Origin of the sequence: Dolichospermum sp. LEGE 00246, from assembly GCF_015207865.1 — a bacterium.
GTDB lineage: Bacteria > Cyanobacteriota > Cyanobacteriia > Cyanobacteriales > Nostocaceae > Dolichospermum > Dolichospermum heterosporum.
This window is the reverse complement of the sequence record NZ_JADEWA010000019.1, coordinates 1-21,156: the sequence shown is the minus strand read 5'-3', so window position 1 is coordinate 21,156 and position 21,156 is coordinate 1. Positions and strand designations below refer to the sequence as shown.

The 21,156-nt window shown below is 37.9% G+C and carries 23 protein-coding genes; 10 read left to right on the top strand and 13 right to left on the bottom strand.

The window, feature by feature from the left end; genetic code table 11:
• Positions 1-176 precede the first annotated feature (176 nt).
• From IQ228_RS02575 to IQ228_RS02540, 8 genes are all read right to left on the bottom strand, one after another.
• Positions 177-605: a type II toxin-antitoxin system VapC family toxin gene (locus tag IQ228_RS02575; protein ID WP_168465443.1), complete on the bottom strand. Its 429-nt coding sequence runs from the start codon at positions 603-605 to the stop codon at positions 177-179.
• The gene (locus IQ228_RS02570; protein WP_027403066.1) at positions 602-832 is read right to left on the bottom strand and encodes a type II toxin-antitoxin system VapB family antitoxin; all 231 of its coding nucleotides are present in this window, start codon (positions 830-832) and stop codon (positions 602-604) included. The genes IQ228_RS02575 and IQ228_RS02570 overlap by 4 nt, the downstream gene beginning before the upstream one ends.
• 20 nt (positions 833-852) lie before the next feature.
• Positions 853-1,821: a PrsW family intramembrane metalloprotease gene (locus IQ228_RS02565; protein WP_027403065.1), complete on the bottom strand. Its 969-nt coding sequence runs from the start codon at positions 1,819-1,821 to the stop codon at positions 853-855.
• Entirely contained in the window at positions 1,814-2,734 is a 921-nt protein-coding gene (locus tag IQ228_RS02560; protein WP_027403064.1) for a class I SAM-dependent methyltransferase, read from the bottom strand. Before IQ228_RS02560 ends, IQ228_RS02565 begins: the two co-directional genes overlap by 8 nt.
• A 111-nt stretch (positions 2,735-2,845) precedes the next feature.
• A complete protein-coding gene (locus IQ228_RS02555; protein WP_193962091.1) occupies positions 2,846-3,529 on the bottom strand; it encodes a Crp/Fnr family transcriptional regulator in 684 nt (227 codons plus the stop codon).
• Positions 3,530-4,383: 854 nt separating this feature from the next.
• On the bottom strand, positions 4,384-5,556 hold the full coding sequence (locus IQ228_RS02550) for a HetZ-related protein 2 (protein ID WP_193962090.1): 1,173 nt from the start codon (positions 5,554-5,556) through the stop codon (positions 4,384-4,386).
• A 383-nt stretch (positions 5,557-5,939) separates the two neighbouring features.
• A complete protein-coding gene (locus IQ228_RS02545) occupies positions 5,940-6,287 on the bottom strand; it encodes a carbon dioxide-concentrating mechanism protein CcmK (protein ID WP_027403062.1) in 348 nt (115 codons plus the stop codon).
• Between the two features lie 87 nt (positions 6,288-6,374).
• Entirely contained in the window at positions 6,375-6,686 is a 312-nt protein-coding gene (locus IQ228_RS02540) for a carbon dioxide-concentrating mechanism protein CcmK (RefSeq protein WP_027403061.1), read from the bottom strand.
• Positions 6,687-6,838: 152 nt separating this feature from the next.
• Between IQ228_RS02540 and IQ228_RS02535 the strand changes: the two genes are divergently transcribed.
• The 4 genes from IQ228_RS02535 (at position 6,839) to IQ228_RS02520 (ending at position 9,815) form a co-directional block, all read left to right on the top strand.
• Entirely contained in the window at positions 6,839-7,726 is an 888-nt protein-coding gene (locus IQ228_RS02535; RefSeq protein ID WP_027403060.1) for an alpha/beta fold hydrolase, read from the top strand.
• A gap of 45 nt (positions 7,727-7,771) precedes the next feature.
• Positions 7,772-8,119, top strand: a complete 348-nt coding sequence (locus IQ228_RS02530; protein WP_152608799.1) for a YeeE/YedE family protein — start codon at positions 7,772-7,774, stop codon at positions 8,117-8,119.
• A gap of 170 nt (positions 8,120-8,289) precedes the next feature.
• Positions 8,290-8,715, top strand: coding sequence for a DUF6691 family protein (locus IQ228_RS02525; RefSeq protein ID WP_027403059.1), 426 nt, complete (start codon positions 8,290-8,292; stop codon positions 8,713-8,715).
• A gap of 89 nt (positions 8,716-8,804) precedes the next feature.
• Positions 8,805-9,815: a DsbA family protein gene (locus IQ228_RS02520; RefSeq protein WP_228043649.1), complete on the top strand. Its 1,011-nt coding sequence runs from the start codon at positions 8,805-8,807 to the stop codon at positions 9,813-9,815.
• Between the two features lie 127 nt (positions 9,816-9,942).
• Here the strand turns inward: IQ228_RS02520 and IQ228_RS02515 are convergent, their stop codons facing one another.
• Positions 9,943-10,476, bottom strand: a complete 534-nt coding sequence (locus IQ228_RS02515; protein WP_193962089.1) for a hypothetical protein — start codon at positions 10,474-10,476, stop codon at positions 9,943-9,945.
• A 308-nt stretch (positions 10,477-10,784) separates the two neighbouring features.
• On the opposite strand from IQ228_RS02515, the gene IQ228_RS02510 reads away from it, so the two are divergent.
• A complete protein-coding gene (locus IQ228_RS02510; RefSeq protein WP_027403056.1) occupies positions 10,785-11,156 on the top strand; it encodes a zinc ribbon domain-containing protein in 372 nt (123 codons plus the stop codon).
• Positions 11,157-11,286: 130 nt separating this feature from the next.
• Here the strand turns inward: IQ228_RS02510 and nblS are convergent, their stop codons facing one another.
• The gene (nblS, locus tag IQ228_RS02505) at positions 11,287-13,299 is read right to left on the bottom strand and encodes a two-component system sensor histidine kinase NblS (RefSeq protein WP_228043648.1); all 2,013 of its coding nucleotides are present in this window, start codon (positions 13,297-13,299) and stop codon (positions 11,287-11,289) included.
• A 320-nt stretch (positions 13,300-13,619) separates the two neighbouring features.
• Between nblS and IQ228_RS02500 the strand changes: the two genes are divergently transcribed.
• Both IQ228_RS02500 and IQ228_RS02495 read left to right on the top strand, forming a co-directional pair.
• Positions 13,620-14,210 carry a cytochrome b/b6 domain-containing protein gene (locus tag IQ228_RS02500; RefSeq protein WP_027403054.1) on the top strand — a complete coding sequence of 197 codons (591 nt, stop codon included), beginning with the start codon at positions 13,620-13,622 and terminating at the stop codon, positions 14,208-14,210.
• 31 nt (positions 14,211-14,241) lie between these two features.
• Positions 14,242-14,949: a molybdopterin-dependent oxidoreductase gene (locus IQ228_RS02495; protein ID WP_027403053.1), complete on the top strand. Its 708-nt coding sequence runs from the start codon at positions 14,242-14,244 to the stop codon at positions 14,947-14,949.
• An 88-nt stretch (positions 14,950-15,037) separates the two neighbouring features.
• On the opposite strand, the gene IQ228_RS02490 is transcribed toward IQ228_RS02495, so the two are convergent.
• Positions 15,038-16,279, bottom strand: coding sequence for a hypothetical protein (locus IQ228_RS02490; RefSeq protein WP_027403052.1), 1,242 nt, complete (start codon positions 16,277-16,279; stop codon positions 15,038-15,040).
• Between the two features lie 84 nt (positions 16,280-16,363).
• Positions 16,364-17,212 (bottom strand): hypothetical protein, encoded by an 849-nt coding sequence (locus IQ228_RS02485; RefSeq protein WP_051424363.1) that lies wholly within the window; start codon positions 17,210-17,212, stop codon positions 16,364-16,366.
• 295 nt (positions 17,213-17,507) lie between these two features.
• Between IQ228_RS02485 and IQ228_RS02480 the strand changes: the two genes are divergently transcribed.
• Entirely contained in the window at positions 17,508-18,251 is a 744-nt protein-coding gene (locus IQ228_RS02480) for a DUF561 domain-containing protein (RefSeq protein WP_027403051.1), read from the top strand.
• Positions 18,252-18,350: 99 nt separating this feature from the next.
• On the opposite strand, the gene IQ228_RS02475 is transcribed toward IQ228_RS02480, so the two are convergent.
• A complete protein-coding gene (locus tag IQ228_RS02475; RefSeq protein WP_193962088.1) occupies positions 18,351-19,499 on the bottom strand; it encodes a DegT/DnrJ/EryC1/StrS aminotransferase family protein in 1,149 nt (382 codons plus the stop codon).
• A gap of 149 nt (positions 19,500-19,648) precedes the next feature.
• Between IQ228_RS02475 and fetB the strand changes: the two genes are divergently transcribed.
• Positions 19,649-20,425 (top strand): iron export ABC transporter permease subunit FetB, encoded by a 777-nt coding sequence (gene fetB / locus IQ228_RS02470; RefSeq protein WP_027403049.1) that lies wholly within the window; start codon positions 19,649-19,651, stop codon positions 20,423-20,425.
• Between the two features lie 105 nt (positions 20,426-20,530).
• Complete coding sequence (locus IQ228_RS02465) at positions 20,531-21,001, top strand: hypothetical protein (protein WP_193962087.1); 471 nt, start codon at positions 20,531-20,533, stop codon at positions 20,999-21,001.
• Positions 21,002-21,156: the final 155 nt, after the last annotated feature.

The following is a 21,156-nucleotide window of genomic DNA, read 5'->3' as shown; positions in this document are numbered from 1 at the left end:
TCAAGTTGCCTGAAAAACCCAACAGACAAAGCTTTCAGGTTTTTTAATAAATTCTCACCCCCTGTGAACGGTTACTAGGAACTCAAAGCTAGTTAATCAGATCATTATTTGGTTAGTAAAAATATATTTGGATATTTTATGCGAACTGCAAAAAGCCGTCTTCAGGATTATAAAATTCACTCAAGATTGTAAGGATTGATAATTTTAACTGGTGTCATTTTAAAATCATCAATATTGCGAGTAACTAAAGTCAATTTATGATAATGCGCTGTTGCGGCAATCAGACTATCCATTACGGCTAATTTTTTACCTTTCAATTCTGCATTTGCAGAAAATTTTGCCCAATTATCTAAAATATCATCATGTATCGGTAAAACACGGGAATAAAATTCAATTTCTACTTTTTGCAGCCATATTTTTAGTTTTTGATATCGTTCAGGTTGTGAGTTTTGGATTTTATAAATCCCTTTTTTTATTTCAGCGATGGTAATACTACTTAAAAATAGCTGTTCCATTGGTTGCTGATTAAACCATTGACTAACTTGGGGGTTGGGAGCTTTTTTAACAAACTCAGACATTACACAAGTATCAATTAGATAAGTCATAGTTCAAAATTTCTGCCTGTGTCTTGATCACGTTCAAACAATGAGGCGATATCATCTTCGGCAGATTCATCATCTATAAAACGTAATCGCTCAAATAAAGGCAGTTCCTTTTTTTGTTGCTGCAAGTAGTTAGATAATATGTTTATGACTGCTTCCTGTGCATTTTCATAGTGACTGACTGCGATAATTTCATTAATTAATTCATCATCTATTGTGATAATGGTCATTGTTTTATTCTCCGTTGTTTTCATAAATGCCGACGACTGGCTAAACTGCGTAAATAGCGATAAATTAACCAAGCTAAAAGTCCTAACCCAAAATTGAATAATAGTTCTTGGACTATAAACCAGAAAATTTTCGGATCAAACCAAAGTTCCCACCGCAAAGGACTAATTTTTCTGGAGAGAATCAATAATCCAAATAGAGAATTTCCGCCTATTGATAGGATTAACAATACTAAACCCCTTTGCCAGGTGCGGGCTGAGGATGTTCGTCCAGAAATTAACACTAAAGGATGTTTTTTCTGGAGTTTTCGCAGTAGTTGTTCTAACCGCCAAAACATCCATAATAGTAAAGGAAATAAACAATAAATGAGTAAATTTGTGGGTCGTGAAAACCTCACAGAAATAGATAAAATATTGACTAAAGCATGAAAGAAAACAGAATTTAACCAAGCAACAAAAATTAAATGCCGATGGCGATTAAACCTTTTACTGGCAGAAATGTATATTGCTAAAGCATATCCCCAAGGAGCAGAAAACATGGCATGGACTGGTGTACCAATGCTACGGTCGAGAATGGAAGATGTGCCGTGAGATAAATAAATCCAGGTTTCTTCGGCTGTGAAACCTAAAGCTACGGCTATGGTAAATAAAAAAACTGTGGTAGCTCGGAGATGATACTGACGTTGTAAATAGGAAATGGGCAGGATAACTGCTACTAATTTACAACCTTCTTCAATGGGAGCGATCGCTAATATTTGCCGAAAAACCACCCCAGAAAAATGACGCTGGATCTGTTGCCAGTCTAAAACCCGGTTAGCCACATTTTCCATAGCCCATTCTAAGCCCAGAGCAGCAAAACCAGAGATAGCGCCAATAATGAACAAAACCCATAAATTGAACCAAGGTGGGGCAGCAGGAGTTCTGCGGTAATAAAACCACAAAAACAGCAGGGGGGGGATAACTGCCCACAACACTAAATATAAATTAGCCACTCACCTGAGCAATGATAGTACGGTGACGAGGACTATTGCTAGTAATAGAAGGAGCTTGGAAACCTGCCCCAATTAAGGCTTGTTCAATATCCAAACTGAAATATTCATCTAAATAAGGTTCGGTACTTTTAAGCAACGTCAAAATATAAGTTGGCATTTTTTTGTAAATTTCCGATTTGGGATTCATGTCCATAATTGCTAGGTGTCCACCAGGACGCAAAATACGTCTAGCTTCAGCAAAAATCTGGTGAGTTGCTGATTGAGGTAATTCATGACACATCAAAAAAATCGAAGCTAAATCAAAGGAAGCATCTGCTATGCCTGTAGATTCTGCTTGACTATGTACCCAGTTAATTTGGGTTTGACGTTCTTGGCTACGATAGTTAGCCACAGCTAAGAAGTAAGGGGATAAGTCTAAACCAGTAATTTTGGCGTGGGGATAAACTGCCTGTAGGGCAAAGGTACTTATGCCGACGCTACACCCTAAGTCTATAACATCTTGTGGCTGCTCAGAAATAGAATTTTTGAGGATATCATGAAAGCTTTGGCGAAGTTTTGCGTCACCTTGATTTTCCGGTTTCTGCCAAATCCTAGAGTGGACAGCATGAGCCGCAGATTCTACTTCAAAAGCAGCTTGCCAACTGAGATTTCCGGTTTCATAGGCGTGGAATGAGGTGACGTAGTAATCTGGGTAGTTTAGCTGCGGATTTTGGACTTGCGCTAAATCGCTTCCCCAATCACGGGTTTGCAGTTTCTCTACTTCCTTTGTCCAAAATACACCAATTTTTTCAGCCCGTTTAATCATCATTTGTCTAGCTCGGTGTTTAGCAAGATTAGCTACGGGTTTAATGGCTAAGATGCTATTAACGAAACGGGATGCTAAATCAGGTTCGGTCTTGATGGTAGTAGTCATAAATCAATTTTCTCTGGAACACTCTTTTTAACTTATGACATATTGGCTGGATTTGGGGCTATATCTGGCTAAATTTAGTATTTTCTCAAGTATTTTTACTCTGCCGAAAGATTAGATCTTGCTGGCTAAAACCGCGAGTTGTGTATAGTTAATCAAATTAATGGTGTTGTTAGCAGTATCAATTTTAATCCATTCCTTTTCAGCGAGTTTTTCCATGATTTTGGTTGTTTCTTCTAAGCTGATTTCTGTCACCTCTGCCAAATCTTTCAGGGGAATGTTAAAAATTTTCTGGACTTGTTCTGATTCTTGACTATAACTATCGGTTAAACTGACTAAGATATGGGCAAGTTTAACCGCAGGTGGTGACAAACGCATTTGTAACCGCAGATTAATTTGACGAATTCTGCCTACCATCAGTTGCAGCATTCTATGATGTAAATGTGAGTCTTGAAACAGGATTTGCAGAAAACTCTCTCTAGAAACACTTAGTAGTTTTACTTTGGAAAGGGAAACAACGTCCGTTGACCTGGGGGATTCATCTAAAACAGCCATTTCTCCGAAGAAATCACCGGGTCCTAAAATTGCTATGGTGAAAGATTCTTCTCCATGGGTGCGGCGAACTTTCACCCAACCGGAAACAATAAAGTAAACTGCATTACCCCAGGCATCTTCCATTAAAACAGCCCGGCCTGATGGGTAATCATGTTCAGTTGCTATATTCAGCAACCATTCTCTGGTTTCTGGACTGGATGTAATTAGGAGTGGAAAAGTATCAATAACAATATCTTTTTTCATAAGACCTCGCGCTAAGTGGGAAACTCAGTGTCTTCAGACCTGAGAGGGAAACGACACTATGGCTTACGCCACGCTCCGCTATCGACAAGTGTTACAGTGAGCTTGCCGAACTGCTCAGTGACCGCTCGTGCGGTTTTAACCGCTTTGAATATTTTTTCATTACCGCCTTGGAGTTGGGAAATTCGGGGTACTCTTGTGATGTACTTTCAACGGGACAATTACCGATTCAAGTTTCCCAACTCTGTACGCATAATGTTTTGCTCCAAAGAGCCTCCCATTTCTGGGGTAATGTTAGCTTCGACCAGTTATAAGAGCTTGTTAGGCTGGCAACACTGTTCCAGTGACCTTAGAACTGTTTAATCACAAGCGACAGAGCGGGGAACTAGCTTCGCATTCCGAGGTGTCGTGACTCAAATAACGGCTACCCTTCGACTATGCTCAGGGTGGTCTGGTCAGTACGGCTTGCTTGATTACTCTTGCAAGCCCAGTCCCTTTAGGGCTGGGTTACTGACGAATATATCTAAGGAAGGATGGTAAGTAGAGAATAGGTAAGAGGCAGGGGCTTTCTAGCATGGGTAGGGGGCAGGAGGTAAAAATTTTGACTATTACCAATTACCCATTACCAATTACTTATTACCAATTATCCATTACCAGCCTAAACTAGATAACTAGCAACTTGGGTTATTTAGAAAAATTCTGAGGTTTTTATGAACACAAAATTATTTTTTATACTTTATTTCATGGGTTTGAGGTTTAAATATTTTTACAAAAACAGCAACCGTCAAGGTGGTTAGGACATGAATTGATAATGAAACTCCGTCCACAAGAGGTTTTTACTCCTGACTCCTGACTGGTCACTGAGCCTGTCGAAGTGCTGAATCCTGACTCCTGCTATAATTCTGAATTCTCAGAGTTTGGGCGGCAAGATAAATTTTTGTCCATTCACCTAGAAGTTGGTGATTTTTAAGTTGTAGTTGTTGGGCTATAGTTTCTATGGAGTTACCTGCTTTGCGGAGGTTGAGGATTTGTTGTCCTAGAGGGGTGATTTTTTCTGGAAGTTGTTGCCATTGGGTTTCTGTTAGCCCTAGATTATGTTCTTCTAGGGAGGTGGACAGCCAGTTATCAATCAGTTCTGGTTGATCTTTGATGGCAAAAACACGGACGGCATGATAACTGAGTTTTTCCCGCAGACGATATACTTCTTTGATGGGTTTATGGAGTTGTTTGGCAATTTCTTCTTGGGATGTACCTTGCAAATATAAGCGCAACCAATCTACTGCGTGTTGTCCAATATTTTCTAACAGGTATTGTTCAAATTTTTCCTGTACGCGTTGACGGTTGACTATTTGTTCTTCTAGGCGTTGGGTTTCTTGATATTGAGCGATCGCCTGATTATCAACTAAGTTCACTGGATTGTCGTTGTTTTCGGCGAGAATTTCCTCGGAAACAAGTTTCACTAATTCGCTGCTAGGTACTTGTGTTAAGCCTCCCCGCTGAATCCTTCGCAGGTAGTTAACAAAGCGGTATATTAAGATTGGTTGATTCCGAACTGGACGTAAACAATATTCTTCGATGCTGGCAAATAGTAATGTGTCCCGCAACCTTTTGTCCGTTGTTAATGCGGCAATGTGAGTCATTTGTTGTTGGATATATGAGTCACTTTGTATCAGGTCTTGGAGGACTTCTTGCAGGACATCAATAACGCTCCGTTGGCGATCGCGGCTGAGAGATATCCAAGTTTGAATTTTGTTTCTGACTGCCACTACACTACCCAATCGGCTAATTAGTTGACGATAAGCCTTCTCTCTGCCTATACCTAAATAACGTTTGTGCAGAATTCGCCACCGATATTCCATTGCTTGTTTAGCAATTTCTAGTTCTTTTGGGTTAAGTAAATTAAACCTTTCTAAATCTACTCCCAAAAGCCAGTTAAGAATACTTTCTCTAGTAGTCTGACTTTGTTCTGGACATTCTGTACTTAGTCGCTGTTGCCAATATTGAGCTAGATTTTCCCCATCTTTTGTCATAGCAATATTGCACTCCTCGAAATTAGATTTAGCGATTTAGTAGCAGGTAATAGGTAATAGGTAATGGGTAATAGGTAATAGGTAATGGGTAATAGGTAATGGGTAATGGGTAATAGGTAATTTGACGACCTACTAGTTAGGGAAAGAGGGGATAGGAGGTCACTTGATTTTGGATTGATTCCACCAAACCAGTGTAGAGGTTGAAAATTTGGAATTGACGTTAGCGAAGCGTACGCAGCGCAGGGAGTATTTTCCCGTCCTCAAGTACGGGGACTTATCCCAAATTTTTGTAATCTAAAATCTAAAATCTAAAATTCCCGGTCATTACCCACTACCCATTCATTACCCATTACCCATTACCCATTACCAGCCGAATATACAAATTAGCCTCTAGCTGCACCAATGATGGGATTTTCCACAGAATCTCGATACTGTTGAACGTCTGCTGTGTAAGCAATTGGCAATACAGCTTCTACGTTTTCATGGGGACGAGCAATAATTACCCAAGATTCGAGAGTACCACCATAAACTTTTTCTACAGCATCCACACCGGCTGCCATAGCGGCTTTGACTTCGGAAACATCACCACGAATATTGACGGTAAAGCGAGCGCTACCAACTCTGATATAACCAACGAGGGTAACTCGACCGGCTTTTACCATTGCGTCTGCTGCTGCGAGAACGGCGGGAAAACCCTTGGTTTCTAATGATCCAACAGCTTGTAGTGACATTTTAATCTCCTGTTATGAATATAAAGTTATCGGTTGCTACAAATTATTTTTATGAAGGAATACTTCAATTTTTGATAGCTAACTCTCTTAGAAAATACGGAAAGGTTCGGATTTGGAAGTGAAGTGGATAGGTAAGATTGTTTCCACATTTTCCGGGGGATTGGGAATAATGTAGTGGGTAATAACCTCACCACCATAAACTTCTTCACCAGCGGTAATTCCAGCGGCTACGGCTGTTTGCACTTCCGCAACGTGGCCTCTGACAGCAACTATCATACGACCACTTTCGGCGATACCGTAATAGACAATGGTGACACCAGCGGCTTTAACCATTGCGTCTGCTGATGCTAAAACCGCAGGAAAACCTAATGTTTCAATTACGCCAACTGCCATTGGCATGGCTTGAATCTCCTACGTTTGGGATAACCGATTCCTATTTTACGAGGATTGTGTACCTATTTTAATTTTTGCGGAAATTTTCTTTTTTAACTTTTTTAAATTGATCACTGGGTATTGGTCATGGTGGTACGCACTGATGTAGACTGGAATTTATGTTTCCAAGTTTTCTTCCTGCCGCCGTTGGTCAACTCACAGAACCAACATCCATCGCTTTGGCTCAAAATATCCAAAGTCAGGCGATTAGCACTTTTCTAGCTAATGAATCCATTAATACCACTTATATCCAACAGGGTCACGGTGGTACACCAATTTTATTAATTCATGGTTTTGATAGTTCGGTGTTAGAATACCGCCGACTTTTGCCGTTACTGGCAGAAAAAAACGCAGTTTGGGCTGTAGATTTGTTGGGATTTGGCTTTACAGATAGATTACCGGGGATTGCTTACAGTGCGATCGCCATTAAAACCCATCTCCACTCGTTTTGGCAAACCCTGATTAACCAACCTGTGATTTTGGTCGGTGCATCAATGGGTGGTGCTGCGGCTATAGATTTTACCCTCACCTATCCAGAAGCAGTAAAACAACTGGTATTAATAGATAGTGCGGGATTAAAAGGTAATTCCCCATTAAGTAAATATATATTCCCACCTTTGGACTATTGGGCAACGGAATTTTTGCGAAATCCCAAGGTACGTAAGAGTATTTGTCGAACCGCATACAAGAATCCTAATCTCATCTCTGAGGATGCTTTATCCTGCGGAGAATTACACTTACAAATGCCTAATTGGACTCAAGCCTTAATTGCCTTTACCAAAAGTGGCGGTTATAGTGCTTTTAAATTTCCCCAACTTGCCCAAATTGAGCAACCAACTTTAATTTTATGGGGCGATAGTGATAAAATTTTAGGAACTGGGGATGCTCCCAAGTTTGCCAAAGCTATTCCCCAAAGTAAGCTAATTTGGATTAAGGATTGTGGACATATTCCCCATTTAGAACAACCGCAAATTGTCGCTCAACATATATTAGAATTTCGGAATTAATTTCATAATTCATAAGTTTTATCAGAGGATAAATAGTAAATTATCATGGCTGAATTTAACTGGATTAACGGTCTAATTGGGGGTATCCTCATTGGTATCAGTGCCACTATTCTTTTAGCATTTAATGGTCGGATAGCTGGAATTAGTGGTATGGTTAATGGTGCTATCAGTTTTAATAAAAACGATGCTTGGCGGTGGTTGTTTCTGTTAGGAATGTTAGCTGGTGGTGCTATTTATGAATTTGTTTTGTCACCCCAACCGACTCCTACTTCCAAGTTTGCACCCTTAACAATGATTATTGGTGGCCTTATTGTTGGTTTTGGGACAAGAATGGGAAGCGGTTGTACCAGTGGACATGGAGTATGTGGTTTAGGTCGCCTGTCAATGCGATAGCGAAGCGCTCCGTAGGAATCGCTTATAGCTGTTTTGACTTTTCTTTCCAGCGCCTTTTTAACTGTATTTATTGTCCGTCACTTGTTAAATTAACTTGGTTAATAATAGCTGATTTATTAGTTATTAATTTTATACATTTATTTACTATTTTATGCAAGAGTAAAGTATCCATGAATACTAAACAGTATTTGACAGTTTTTATTTCAGGTTTATTATTCGGGTTGGGTTTAGGGTTTTCTCAGATGATAGATCGAGGACGAGTTATTGGTTTTTTAGATTTAGCTGGAGTTTGGGACCCGACACTGTTGTTCGTCTTAGGAGGTGCTGTTACTGTAACTTTAATCTCCTTTCGCTTTGTATTAAAACTTCCTCATCCGTTATTAGACGATAAATTTTATTTACCTACTCAGAAAAATATTGATTCATCTTTAGTTGTAGGGTCAGCAATTTTTGGTATTGGTTGGGGAATTTCTGGCTATTGTCCCGGACCGGGAATTACTGCTTTAGTATTAGGCATTTTCAACCCTGTATTGTTTTTAATTGGCTTAATTATAGGTTCTTTAACTTATAAGTTTTATAGAGATTTTAATCAATAGTCAAACCTTAATAGTTAACCAATTAGTAATAAGTTGATGAAAAATTTTCAACAAATATTGCAGTACATAACATTTAGGAAAATAAATCAATGAGTTTACCGCTAAATACAGAAAATCTGCAATTATTGATTAATTTAATCCCTGAAGAAAAAATCTCTTTCTGGAAAAGAGTTTTTGAACAATTTGATGTAGATAACAGCAAAACTTTAGATGTGGCTGAATTAGGTGAAGTAATCCACTCAATGGGATGTAGACGGTCAGAAGAGCAGATTCGTATGGCGATCGCCACCATTACCGGCAGTCAAGACACACATATAGTTAACTTTAAGCAGTTTGTGGCTTTGATGCAACTCGATTTACTGGGAATATCAACCTTACCAGGAGAATTAATAACTGAAGCAGCCCCACAAGCTATTACCGAACCAATTCAGATTACTTATTTTATTGATATTCTTTGTATTTGGGCATATATTGCTCAAATTCGGATTGATGAATTGAAATCTACTTTTAAACACCAAATAGTGATTAATTATCACTTTGTTTCCGTATTTGGAGATGCCCGTCACAAACTAGAAAACCGTTGGCGCGATCGCGGTGGATTAGCCGGTTATAGTCACCACGTTCAAGAAGTAGTAGCAAGATTTAATCACCTCAGTGTACATCCAGAAGTTTGGAAAAATGTCACTCCCCATTCCTCCACCTCAAGTCATTTATTCCTCAAAGCTATTCATTTACTAGAAAGCAAAGGGTTAGTGGAAAGCAAAGGAACACAAAGTTGTTGCGAAAGAGCTATTGCTGGTTTACGTCAAGCTTTTTTTCAGGATTTACAGGATATTTCCAATCGAAAGGTACAGTGGTCAATTGCCGAAGCTTTAGAATTTCCTATCAGTCAGATTCAAGAAGAAATTGATAGTGGTGCAGCCTATGCCGAACTGTCGAGAGATTTTCAAGAAGTGAAAGATTATAACGTGACTGTTAGCCCGACAATGATTTTTAATGAAGGACGACAACGTCTCAACGGAAATGTGGGCTATCGGGTTATGGAATCTAATATTCGGGAATTAATTTACAATGTACCTGGAGAAGCATCGTGGTGCTAGATCTGTAAAAATTTATCTCTAGTTGTAGGGTGTGTCAGACTGGATAAATCCTGTAAATAAACAGATTGTTGGTATCTGACGCACCCTACCAATGTGCCAGTTGCGTAAGTCCCGTATTATTCTCACTTTAGTCATATAACCAAGTATTTTGGGAAAAATCCGCACTATCTTGATTGGGCTTTTCTTGCAGTCTTTCTATTGATCTATGAGATTTTTTGTATTGGATAGATTTGGAAATTTGACTACCTTGTTGGCTCAGTTGTGGATAAGATGGTGGAGTAGGTTGTTTTAAAACCTTGATTTCTTCTAGCAACTGAGAGTTAGAATCTGCTAATTGTAATGCAGTTTGTTTCGTCTGAGAAAGTTCATTTGTTAAACGTTCTACCAATGCTTCTTTTTCTGAAAAAGCTGTTTGTAAATCACTAATTTGTTTGATTAAAGTAGATTCTTTTTGTTTTAATGTAGAAACTGTTTTTTGCAATTCTTTAATACTGGCTTCTAGTTCTAACTGATTATTGATGGAAATGACAGAATTATTATCCGTTTGTACTTGAGTTTCCAATACTGCTTCAGCCGAAACCTCAATTACAGGTTCACCTTGTAGGGGTGTAAATTTTGTGGTTTCTTCTTGTATTAAGTTAGAGAGATTTTTTTTAAGCATTACTTTATGAACTCCAATTACGTCGTCATTATTTAATTATACGTCTGGAAGTGACAACAAAATCTCAAATTCCCAATTTCTTGGAAAAATTGACTAAGTAGGTGAACACAATAAAACTAAACTGTGTAAAGAAATGTAAAATCGCCCAAAGCTTCTTCACTCTTGCCTCTTGCCTTGCCATAACGACAATTTTCAACGCCAACCTACTTAGACACTAAGCCAGTTTTACTCTTGACTCCTGACTCCTGCTCTATTAGTCCAGATAATAGGTAAAATTAAGATGTTTACTTATCTATCCTTTTTCTGTTTTGGCTACTATACCTTGTCCTCGTTGTCATCAAATTATTGATAGTCAAGCAATTACTTGTCCTCAGTGTCGCTTATTGCTGAAAGCTTACGGACATCCTGGTATTCCCTTGCACCACGCTCAAGGAAATGATTATTTATGCGACAGTTGTAGTTATCATTTTGATCATACCTGTAATTTTCCCCAATATCCCTATGCTCAAGATTGTCTTCTCTATCAAAATATGGAAGAAAGTACATTAGAATTGCAAAAGCAAAATTCTCATTATAGCTTGAGTATCAGGGTTAATAATTGGATAAAACGCCATCAAACTCTGTTATTAATACTAGCTTTGTTATTAGTTTGCTTATTAATAACCTTGTTTAATGCCTGATTCTCATGGTATTAGCTAAGTAGGTGAACACAATAAAACCAAACTGTGTAAAGAAACGTAAAACCGCCCAAACCCTCTTGCCTTTTGCCTTGCTATAACGACAATTTTCAACGCCAACCTACTTATCTCCTTAAACTTGGTTTAATTCTAAGGTTTCTGGCATAGTTTCCACAGTTGATAAAATCTCTTCCTCAAATATTTCTAAATCAAACCAAAAAGTAGTACCGATACCAACTTCACTCACCAAATTTACTTGACTATGATGCCTGTCCATAATGTTTCTAACAATTGATAAACCTAAACCTGTTCCTTCTAGAGTATGAACTCTATTTTCTACACGAAAGAATCGGTCGAAAATTGCTTGTTGATCTTCTGGTGCGATACCAATTCCTGTATCACTAATTTCAATTCTCACTTTACCAGCATGATGCTGAGAATAAGAATTAGCATCTAGTTGATAGGCACGAATAACTACCTTACCACCGGCTAGAGTAAATTTAAGAGAATTACCAATTAAGTTGCCAAATACTTGCAGCAATAAATCATAATTACCTAAAACAAAAGGTAAATCAGGATTAAGTTCTTGGTATATTTCAATGCCTTTATCTTTGGCATTAAGCTGATAGGTACGTAATGTCTGTTCTATTGCTTGTGGTAAATCTACTTTATCAAAAGTGTAATTTCGACCTGATTCAAGTTTTGATAAATCTAAAACGTCATTAACTAAACGGGTGAGTCTATCAGTTTCATTATTAACTGTTTGCAGAAATTCTTTGCGTTCATCAATTCCTAAATCTTCACCATAATCATGCAGGGTTTCAATATAGGTTTTAATGTTAAATAAAGGTGTGCGTAATTCGTGGGAAATGTTGCTGATAAATTGGCTTTTTGCTTCATTTAGTTCTACCTCACGGCTAATATCTTGGACGGTGATAGCTATGCCTTTAATACTTTCTCGTTGCAGGTTGAGAACTGTGGTTAAAACAATGCGAATTGTGCGTTGAGTAGGTTGTTTTAGGAGGATACGAAATTCGGCACTTTCACATTCACCGACTGCCATTTCATACAAAGTCCGGGATATTTCCATTTGGACACCATGGGGTAAGTGATGCAGTATATTACTACCAACAACATCCAATCCTTCCCAAGCAAAAATCCGTCTGGCTGTAGGATTGACTAATATTACTTGCATATTATTATCAATCAAGACTGCACCATCAGCAATGGTAGAAACTAAGGTTTCTAACTTAGCTTTTTCGGCAGTTAATTCTTCAATATTTTGTTCTTCATAACGTTCTAGTCGTTCTGCCATTTCATTGAAGCTGAAAATTACTTCTCCTAGTTCACCACCTAGAGGTATATCTATCCGTTGTTTAAAATTTCCAGCCGCAATTTGTTTAACACCTACTAGTAATTCTTTAATAGGTTTAGTAATAGTTAAAGCATTAATTACTCCTGCTAAAATTACCATGACCCAAATTGTTATAAAAACGGCAATGGTAACATCACGGGTGAAATTAGTGGATATGACTGCGGTTTGATTAGGGTTAATACCAACTGCTAACACACCTAAGTATTTTTTATCTACTATTAAAGGCACAAATACATCTGTAACTGCGCCATCGGGGGTGTTATGCTGCCTAACCATTGGCTGGTCTTCATCGCCAGGATAATCTTCTGGTAATTGGATATGGCGCTTAATAGTGAGGGAGTTTTCTACCTCTGGTTCCCAAAAAGGAAGACCAAAAAAGATTTGCCCAGTTTCATCAGCGTATAACATATAACGCACGCTAGAAGTGGCACTGAAAAAACGTTGAGAAAATTGGGCAACTTCAGTTAAATTGTGATCGGCAATGAAGGGGGCTACATTTGCCCCCAGGAGTAATCCTAGATCTCGACCAAAGCGGGTATCATTGAGACGTGCATCTTGCTGAATTGTGTTTATAGCCCAGAAGGTTAAACCACTCATGACTAAGGAAACCATGAGGGTGGCGACGGCTAGGAGTTTGGTCTGAAGGGTGAATTCTGACCACCAATTGGCGATACTTGCTGCAAGGGATGCGTTGCCTTTTGCCAGCGCAGCGATCGCTTTTGACGCGCCAGAGACACATTCATCTCGGAAATTTCTGAAAATAGCCAGCATCTTAAAATATAAGTGTTAGTAAGTATTTGAACAAAATTAAATTCAATCGGGTCGTGAGGGAAAAGGGAACAGAAAGACAATGTGTGTAATTAATTTTGTCCGATTACCTCTTCTTTCCTAATTTAACTATGTTTTTGCAGTAATGGTGAAAACTAAGTTGAAACAGAGGTTATGTGATGTGACTATTACAATGTAAAATCGGTAATAATCTCAGGTTCAACATCAAGAATATTTTGACTTTCCCAGTTGGACTCACATTCTAACTCAGTAAATTATTTCCCAAATACTTGTAACCGAATTAAAATTTTTCTACCCTATTTATGACTTCTCCTGAAATACCCCGCAAATCACCCAGTCAAGCGATCGCTGCCAGAATTTTTCACACTGGCAATGTCATCAGTTTATTCATTATGATCACCAGCGGCTTGCAAATTTACAATGCAAACCCTGTCTTTGGTGGGCGTGGTGGATTAAGTATTTTTCCCCTGTTTACTTTAGGTGGTTGGTTGGCTGGAGGCAGACATTGGCATTTTGCAGCCATGTGGCTATTTTCTATAAATCTGTTTTGCTATGGAATTTATATTTTTGTTACCCAACGCTGGAAAAAAAGATTTGTTAGCGACAAAGATATCAAGGCATTACAAAAAACTCAGAATCACCAACGTTTAAACTATGCTTGGCATCGAATTATTTATACAGCCATCATTCCTATTTTATTACTGGCAATATTTACAGGTATAGGAATGTATAAACCTGCTCAATTTTCTTGGATAGTTGATATTTTTGGCAGTTGGCAAGCATTAAGAATTGTCCACTTTGCTTCTGTACCGATAGTGGTAGTATTTGTCTGGTTTCATTGGCGGTTAGGGCAGAATGTAGGCGGCAATGCCTTAACAAAATCTATGTTTTGATAAAAAAAACTAGCAGCATTGAGGAATTAAAATGAATAATCATGAATTTGCACGGAGAAAGTTTTTACAAATTTCCGGTTTGTCGAGTATGAGTTTATTACTGGGTGGTTGTGGTACACCCATGTTTGCAGATTTTGTAGGTAAACTGTCTGAACCTCTCAATCAGAAATTTGAAGAGTTAATATTTCAACCTCAAAAGCCAGTTCCAGAATTTTTACCTAGTCAAATTGAACCAAGTCAATTAATAATTAATAGCTTTAAATCTACACCAATTATTGATTTAGAAAAATATCGTTTAATTATAGATGGCGAAGTAAATCATCCTCTGAGTTTGAGTATGGCAGATATTCAAGCCTTACCTCTCACTTCCATGATTATTCGTCATGTTTGTGTAGAAGGTTGGGCAGCAATTGTGCAATGGGGTGGCATTCGTTTGCGGGAAATTATCGCCCTTTCTCAACCTAAATCTCAGGTTAAATATGCCTATTTTAAATCAGCAGATGGTTATTATGAAAGTTGGGATATCGCTTCAGCTTTACACCCACAAACCCTATTAGCTTATCAAAAAAATGGTGCAGCTTTGCCTGTGGAAAATGGTGCGCCTTTGCGATTAGCTTCACCCATTAAACTTGGCTATAAACAAAGTAAATGGGTAACACGAGTTACCCTCACCAGTAAATTATCAAATGCTAAAGGTTATTGGGAAGATATGGGTTATGAATGGTTCGCTGGATTGTAAATTGAAGAAGGAGTCAAGAGGTAGGGGCGCAGGGCCTGCGCCCATTCAGGAGTTCAGGAGAAAGAAAATTATCCAATAACCAATTACCTTATTTTTTTACTAAAATATAGGCATTTGTATATTCAGGTAATTTTTGAATATATTGTTCAAAATCTTTTTCACTAGCAAAAGTTCCTGCTAGGAAATCAAGTTGATAAAGGTTGGGTAAAAATGCCCCACCTGTATCGGCAATTACGCCCATTTTTAACCGTTTTTGATTGTCTTCAGTGACAATTATTCTGCCTAAACCAATGTTTAGCACATCTCCTGCAAATGTTACTCCTGGTTTGATGGATATTTTAGCATCTATTTTATATCCATAACCTTTAATTGCATCAACTTCTTGAAAATACCAATAACGCTTTTGTGCAGTGGCTTTTAAACCCCGAATATAGGACATTCCATTATTTTTGTCTACGTTTAAAAACTCTTTAGTTCCATCAGTAAAATTAACTAAAACAGTTCCCTGCATTAGTGCTGCCTCTAAACCATTGCGAGTTAAATAAGCAATAGGTTTAACTTTGCCAAATTCCTTACCTCCAGGTTCATAAATACCTGATAGAACATCTTGTTTTGTATATTGAGTGTAAAATTTATTTTGACTTAATTCTTCCTTAATAGCATAAATTGGTGTATTGTATTTAGAAGTTTTTTGTCGAGAACCGGGATGAATAAAAGCTGCATATTTAGTAATTCTTAATTTTTTCTGTTGGGGATTTTCTGGGTTATGGGCAGACCATTTAATTACGCGAAAATTGGCGTTAATAAAGTTAGGATCTTGTAACCGAGTTGTCCGCTTATTAGAAATGTCTTCTTCTAAGACGACAATCATAAAATCTAATGTTTTTAGAATATCTTTAACGGTAACTCCTTGAGTTACTAAGATACCTGTGCGTTGAATATCGGGATCTTCTTGAGAGTATTGTTGAAAGTATTTTCTAGTATTGGTGAGTACGGTTAATAAGTCAGCCTGATTAAAATTTATGGGGTTATTTGGTAATTTTCCTGCTGTCAATACTTGATTAGAATTAATACTATATTGATATTTTTGCCATTCATTAATAACTGAATAAAATGTGGACTTTTCATTATTTTTGGCATTTATATTAGATGGTTTTGGCGTAGGTAAATTATTAGAAAATACTTGAATTGGAGGATTTTCTATTTGGGATAATGATACATTTTTAACAATTTGTTGCTGTTGAATTGGTTGCTTGCTAGTGAAGACAATTACTAATAAAGCAGCAATAAATACTGTAATTTTGAATTTTTGATTAAATAGAATACGCATAATTCATGAAGACCAACAGTGATTATGCCCCATTTTAGCATTCTCAGAAATGTTGACAATGGAAAATATGCCTAATTATGATGATTAATCATTCATTTCCTTTAAGGTAGCTAATGCTGAAGGTGATAAACGACTAAGATAGCGGAATATCCAATATTTAACTATAGTGTCTAAAATTACAGGAAATGTGGCAATAAACATAAAGATATAATTTCTATTTGCTGGTAAACCTAAGTGTTCTGTAAATCCTTCCAGAATTACTTCCCAACCATGGGGTGAGTGAAAGCCGACAAATACATCTGTAGATAGGATAATTAAAAAAGCTTTAGCACTATCGCTTAAGCCATAAACAACTTGATCTATAAAGTGTTGAAGAGAAATAATATCTTTTGTACTAAAAACAATAACCAATGCAAAAGCAATTAAGGCTATAATATCAGCAAAGATATTACTAATGGCATTGGTACTTTTATGTTGAAATTCTGCTGCTAGTTCTATGGCTTTGGCTTTAATCTTGGATTCTCGATTTTCTGGAGAGATTTTAGTTTCTGAATCCAGTAAACTTTCAAACTTTAATTTTGCTGTAAATATTTTTAATTCATGAAAGGCTTTTTCTTCCATTTCTTGATTAAGAAAAATTTGCCCGGAGTGATCGTTTCTCAGATTTTCTACTATGGGAAGAATAAACAGCCGTTTGGACAGGTGATGAGTTAGCAGGGGAATTATTATCAATAATAATAAGAATTTGACGGCTATAGTTGTCCTCTGTCTGGATATTTGATATTTTTTAATAAATTCTTGATCTGCATTTGGAGATATATCACTGAGAATTTTCTGGAATGTTTTCCCGATTGATTTGGGAAATATGCCCGTTTTTAAGAATGTAAATGGTGGTGAGGAAACATCTTGATTAGATCGTGATGATTTTTTCATAGTTAGGATAAATCAGAGGTTAGATGTAGCCATGATCAATGCCTACAACTATAACAATTAAAAAGGTTGATGTTCAACTATAAAATAAATACCATTTTATTGTAGTGTATTACCAGTTTGATCTAATTTAACTGAGAGGGTAGTTGAAAATTTAGAACAATGGTAAAAACACATCTCAGTATAGGCTAAAGGCGTGATTTGTCAAAAAATCTTAATATATTTTCCTAATTGAAGTAGGATGGCTATATTTAGTGTAAAAATACTCCTACTGAAAACTTGCTGCAAAAGAAAAATTATGACTATGTATCCTAACCTCAACCGGGCATTTTCTCATCCTGTGCTAAAAGTAATTAGCGGTTTGAATAACTTCAATGCTGCTAGTGTGGCTGCGACTGTGAAAGCGGCTGATTTGGGTGGTGCGACTTTTGTGGATATTGCTGCTGATGTGGATTTGGTAAGATTGGCGAAAAGCTTGACTAAATTACCTATTTGTGTGTCTGCGGTTGAACCGGAGAAATTTGTCACTGCTGTGGCTGCTGGCGCTGATTTGATTGAAATTGGTAATTTCGATGCTTTCTACGCCCAAGGACGCAGATTTGAAGCTGCTGAGGTTTTGGAACTAACTCGCCAAACCCGTGCCTTGCTGCCAGAAATTACCCTATCTGTAACTGTTCCCCATATTCTTACCTTAGACCAACAGGTACAATTGGCTGAAGATTTGGTGAAAGCGGGTGCTGATATTATTCAAACTGAAGGTGGTACTAGCAGCAATCCCATTCACTCCGGTACTTTGGGTTTAATTGAAAAGGCTGCTCCTACTTTAGCCGCTGCTTATGAAATTGCTCGTGCGGTTTCTGTGCCTGTACTGTGTGCTTCTGGTATTTCTAATGTTACTGCACCTCTAGCGATCGCCTCTGGTGCATCTGGTGTTGGTGTAGGTTCTGCTATTAACCAACTCAATAGCGAAATCGCCATGATTGCTGCTGTGCGTAGTCTAGTAGAAGCTTTAGCGACTGCAAATATTCGCACATTTGCTTAAGAAGTAAAAGGCAAGAGGCAAGAGGCAAGAGGCAAGAGGCAAGAGTAAAGATATTCTCCGCTGCCCCCCCTGCCCCCTGCTTCTTCTCACCCCGACAATTCAAGATAAACAATTTTTCAACGTATCAATGACTTTATCTTGTTGTTCTTGCTCCAATTCGGGGAACATGGGTAAAGATAAAACTTCTTGACTTGCTTGCTCTGCTGCTGGTAATTGTCCTGGTTGATAACCTAAATTTTTATACACTGGCTGCAAATGTAAGGGTAAGGGATAGTAAATCATGGAATTAACCCCCTGTTCCTGCATTTGATTTTTTACGGAATCTCGATATTTACCACTAGCACCATTGCGTCTTTCTCCAGAAATCCGAATAGTGTATTGATTCCAAACACCAACTCCCCCAGGAAATTCTTGGGGGACAATAATATCAGAAACTTGGCTGAGTTGTTGGTAATAATAATCAGCAATTTGCTTACGTCTAGAGTTCCAAAGATCAAGATAGCGCAGTTTAATTTGCAGAATTACGGCTTGAATGGCATCTAAACGACTGTTGACACCGATTTCCTCATGAATATATCTTACTTTACTCCCATGTTCTCGCAAAACTCGTAGTTGAGTAGCGATCGCTGGATCATTCGTGGTAATTGCCCCACCATCACCGCAACCACCAAGATTTTTGGTAGGGTAGAAACTAAAACAACCAATATGTCCAATACTCCCAACTTTTTGATTTTCCCAACTTGCACCGGTAGCCTGAGCGCAATCTTCAATTACTCTTAAATTATGAGCTTTGGCAATCTCCATTAATCCTGTCATATCCACAGGGAGTCCAAATAAATGCACTGGCATAATTGCCTTGGTTTTTGATGTAATCGCTGCTGCTACTTTTTCTACATCTAAATTGAATGTAGTCGCATCAATATCTACAAATACTGGTATTGCCCCGACAGCACTGATAACTTCCGTTGTCGCAAAAAAAGTAAAGGGTGTGGTAATAACTTCATCACCTGCCCCAATTCCTAAAGCCCGTAATGCTAAAAACAGAGCATCAGTACCAGAGTTACAAGCTACGCATTCACTGACACCATGATAATCTGCAAACTGTTGTTCAAAATCTGTAACTGCTGGACTACCAATATAACGCCCAGAAGCCAGAACCGCCAAGACAGCAGCACTTACTTCAGTTTCAATGGTGGCATATTGTTGTTTAATATCAAAGGCGGGAATCGAATTTACACTTTTAATCATGAGTTTTTATTTGTAAAGGAGTCAGGAGTAAGAAGTCAGGAGTCAGGAGTCAGAAAGAAGATTTTTCCCTTCCCTCTCCTGTGACAACCCGATTTAATTTTTTCAACTACTTATGCTAAAGTTTTCAATCGTTAAGAGGTGGATAAATTATGCCAGAGCTAATCAAGTTAGATATGGTAGATTTGGCTTTAGCGATGGGTTTAATGGCGATCGCCATTGGCATATCGGCATGGGAGAAATTAGGACTAGAATTAAATTTAAGCGTAGCTACTGGTAGAACTATCCTCCAACTACTTGTACTAGGATACATTTTCGACTTCATTTTTGCCGTTAACAATGTTTGGGCGGTAGTGGGAATTTTAGCAATAATTCTGACAATTACGGCAATTATTACTCGCAACCGCATCAGTCAAAAAATTCCACAAGTCTTACCTTTAGCTGGAAGTGCGATTTTTGTCAGCACCTCCTTAACATTGCTTTACACCAATTTTTTGATTATTCAACCAGAAAGATGGTATGAACCACGTTATATCATTCCTTTAGCTGGTATATTGCTGAGTAATGCCATGAATGCAGCCGCAATAGCCGGAGAACGTTTAGTTAGTAGTATCAACCAATTTCCCACAGAAATAGAAACCCATTTAAGTCTGGGTGCAACACCTGAACAGGCAATTAAGCCATACCGCAAAGAAGCGATTCGTGCTGCAATTATGCCGACTTTGAATCAAATGATGTTGATCGGTATGGTGACAATACCAACCTTCACCAATGGACAATTATTAGCCGGTATCACACCGCTAGAGGCTGTATCCTATGAGATTTTAATTATTTTTATGGTAGCTGTCACCAATTTGTTAACAACTATTTTAATTACCAAGGGTTTATGTCGGCAGTTTTTTAATTCTGCCATGCAGTTGGTTCGGTAATGGGTGATTGGCGAATAATTCTTGGTCAACAATTCGCAATATTACTGGAAGCTGAAGATAAGTAAGGTTAAAATTACAAGCAATGTCTAAACCTGAAGTAGAACTATGAAGACGGCTGAAAAACTGGCTGCTGGTTGGCTACTCACACTTGGATTCATGTTTTTGGCAATATCAGTTTCAGAAATCATAGATAAATCAGCGCAATCAGGAGTAATAGTATATCCGGTGGAGGGGGAACAGGTATTTTCTGCTCCCAATGCGGTTCAGAATAGCAAAGATACAATTGTAGGCGGAATAATTTTTGGTGTTCCTAGCGCGATATTGGGGAGTTGGTTAGCATTAGGTTTGTATAAACAAAGTCAACAAGAGAAAAAAGCCTTAAAACAACAAAACAGCGAACAATTGCAAGCGCAATTTTATCAAATGTTACTACAAAATCAAGGAAGAGTAACTTTGTTAAATTTTGCCATGCAGTCCCAATTACCGGCAGCGGAAGCTAAACAATATTTAGATGAGAAAGCTAAAGAATTTAATGCGAATTTTCAAGTAACTGAAGAAGGGGGTAGAAACAGCTAGATAATTTCTACCCATAACTATCCTTATCTTACTGTTTGTCTAAGTCTTCAATAAGTTGATCAACAAAATCCCTTAACCGTTGCGGCCAGTCAGGGACGGTTTTAATTTTCTCCCTTTGCCCTTTCCGACCTTTAAAACAAATTGGTTGAGCGTCT

Bases quoted from the DNA above. Each gene is read 5' to 3' on its own strand.
- IQ228_RS02575 (WP_168465443.1), bottom strand. From the start codon at position 605: ATGACTTATCTAATTGATACTTGTGTAATGTCTGAGTTTGTTAAAAAA.
- IQ228_RS02570 (WP_027403066.1), bottom strand. From the start codon at position 832: ATGACCATTATCACAATAGATGATGAATTAATTAATGAAATTATCGCA.
- IQ228_RS02560 (WP_027403064.1), bottom strand. From the start codon at position 2,734: ATGACTACTACCATCAAGACCGAACCTGATTTAGCATCCCGTTTCGTT.
- IQ228_RS02555 (WP_193962091.1), bottom strand. From the start codon at position 3,529: ATGAAAAAAGATATTGTTATTGATACTTTTCCACTCCTAATTACATCC.
- IQ228_RS02550 (WP_193962090.1), bottom strand. From the start codon at position 5,556: ATGACAAAAGATGGGGAAAATCTAGCTCAATATTGGCAACAGCGACTA.
- IQ228_RS02545 (WP_027403062.1), bottom strand. From the start codon at position 6,287: ATGTCACTACAAGCTGTTGGATCATTAGAAACCAAGGGTTTTCCCGCC.
- IQ228_RS02540 (WP_027403061.1), bottom strand. From the start codon at position 6,686: ATGCCAATGGCAGTTGGCGTAATTGAAACATTAGGTTTTCCTGCGGTT.
- IQ228_RS02535 (WP_027403060.1), top strand. From the start codon at position 6,839: ATGTTTCCAAGTTTTCTTCCTGCCGCCGTTGGTCAACTCACAGAACCA.
- IQ228_RS02530 (WP_152608799.1), top strand. From the start codon at position 7,772: ATGGCTGAATTTAACTGGATTAACGGTCTAATTGGGGGTATCCTCATT.
- IQ228_RS02525 (WP_027403059.1), top strand. From the start codon at position 8,290: ATGAATACTAAACAGTATTTGACAGTTTTTATTTCAGGTTTATTATTC.
- IQ228_RS02520 (WP_228043649.1), top strand. From the start codon at position 8,805: ATGAGTTTACCGCTAAATACAGAAAATCTGCAATTATTGATTAATTTA.
- IQ228_RS02515 (WP_193962089.1), bottom strand. From the start codon at position 10,476: ATGCTTAAAAAAAATCTCTCTAACTTAATACAAGAAGAAACCACAAAA.
- nblS (WP_228043648.1), bottom strand. From the start codon at position 13,299: ATGCTGGCTATTTTCAGAAATTTCCGAGATGAATGTGTCTCTGGCGCG.
- IQ228_RS02500 (WP_027403054.1), top strand. From the start codon at position 13,620: ATGACTTCTCCTGAAATACCCCGCAAATCACCCAGTCAAGCGATCGCT.
- IQ228_RS02495 (WP_027403053.1), top strand. From the start codon at position 14,242: ATGAATAATCATGAATTTGCACGGAGAAAGTTTTTACAAATTTCCGGT.
- IQ228_RS02490 (WP_027403052.1), bottom strand. From the start codon at position 16,279: ATGCGTATTCTATTTAATCAAAAATTCAAAATTACAGTATTTATTGCT.
- IQ228_RS02485 (WP_051424363.1), bottom strand. From the start codon at position 17,212: ATGAAAAAATCATCACGATCTAATCAAGATGTTTCCTCACCACCATTT.
- IQ228_RS02480 (WP_027403051.1), top strand. From the start codon at position 17,508: ATGACTATGTATCCTAACCTCAACCGGGCATTTTCTCATCCTGTGCTA.
- IQ228_RS02475 (WP_193962088.1), bottom strand. From the start codon at position 19,499: ATGATTAAAAGTGTAAATTCGATTCCCGCCTTTGATATTAAACAACAA.
- fetB (WP_027403049.1), top strand. From the start codon at position 19,649: ATGCCAGAGCTAATCAAGTTAGATATGGTAGATTTGGCTTTAGCGATG.
- IQ228_RS02465 (WP_193962087.1), top strand. From the start codon at position 20,531: ATGAAGACGGCTGAAAAACTGGCTGCTGGTTGGCTACTCACACTTGGA.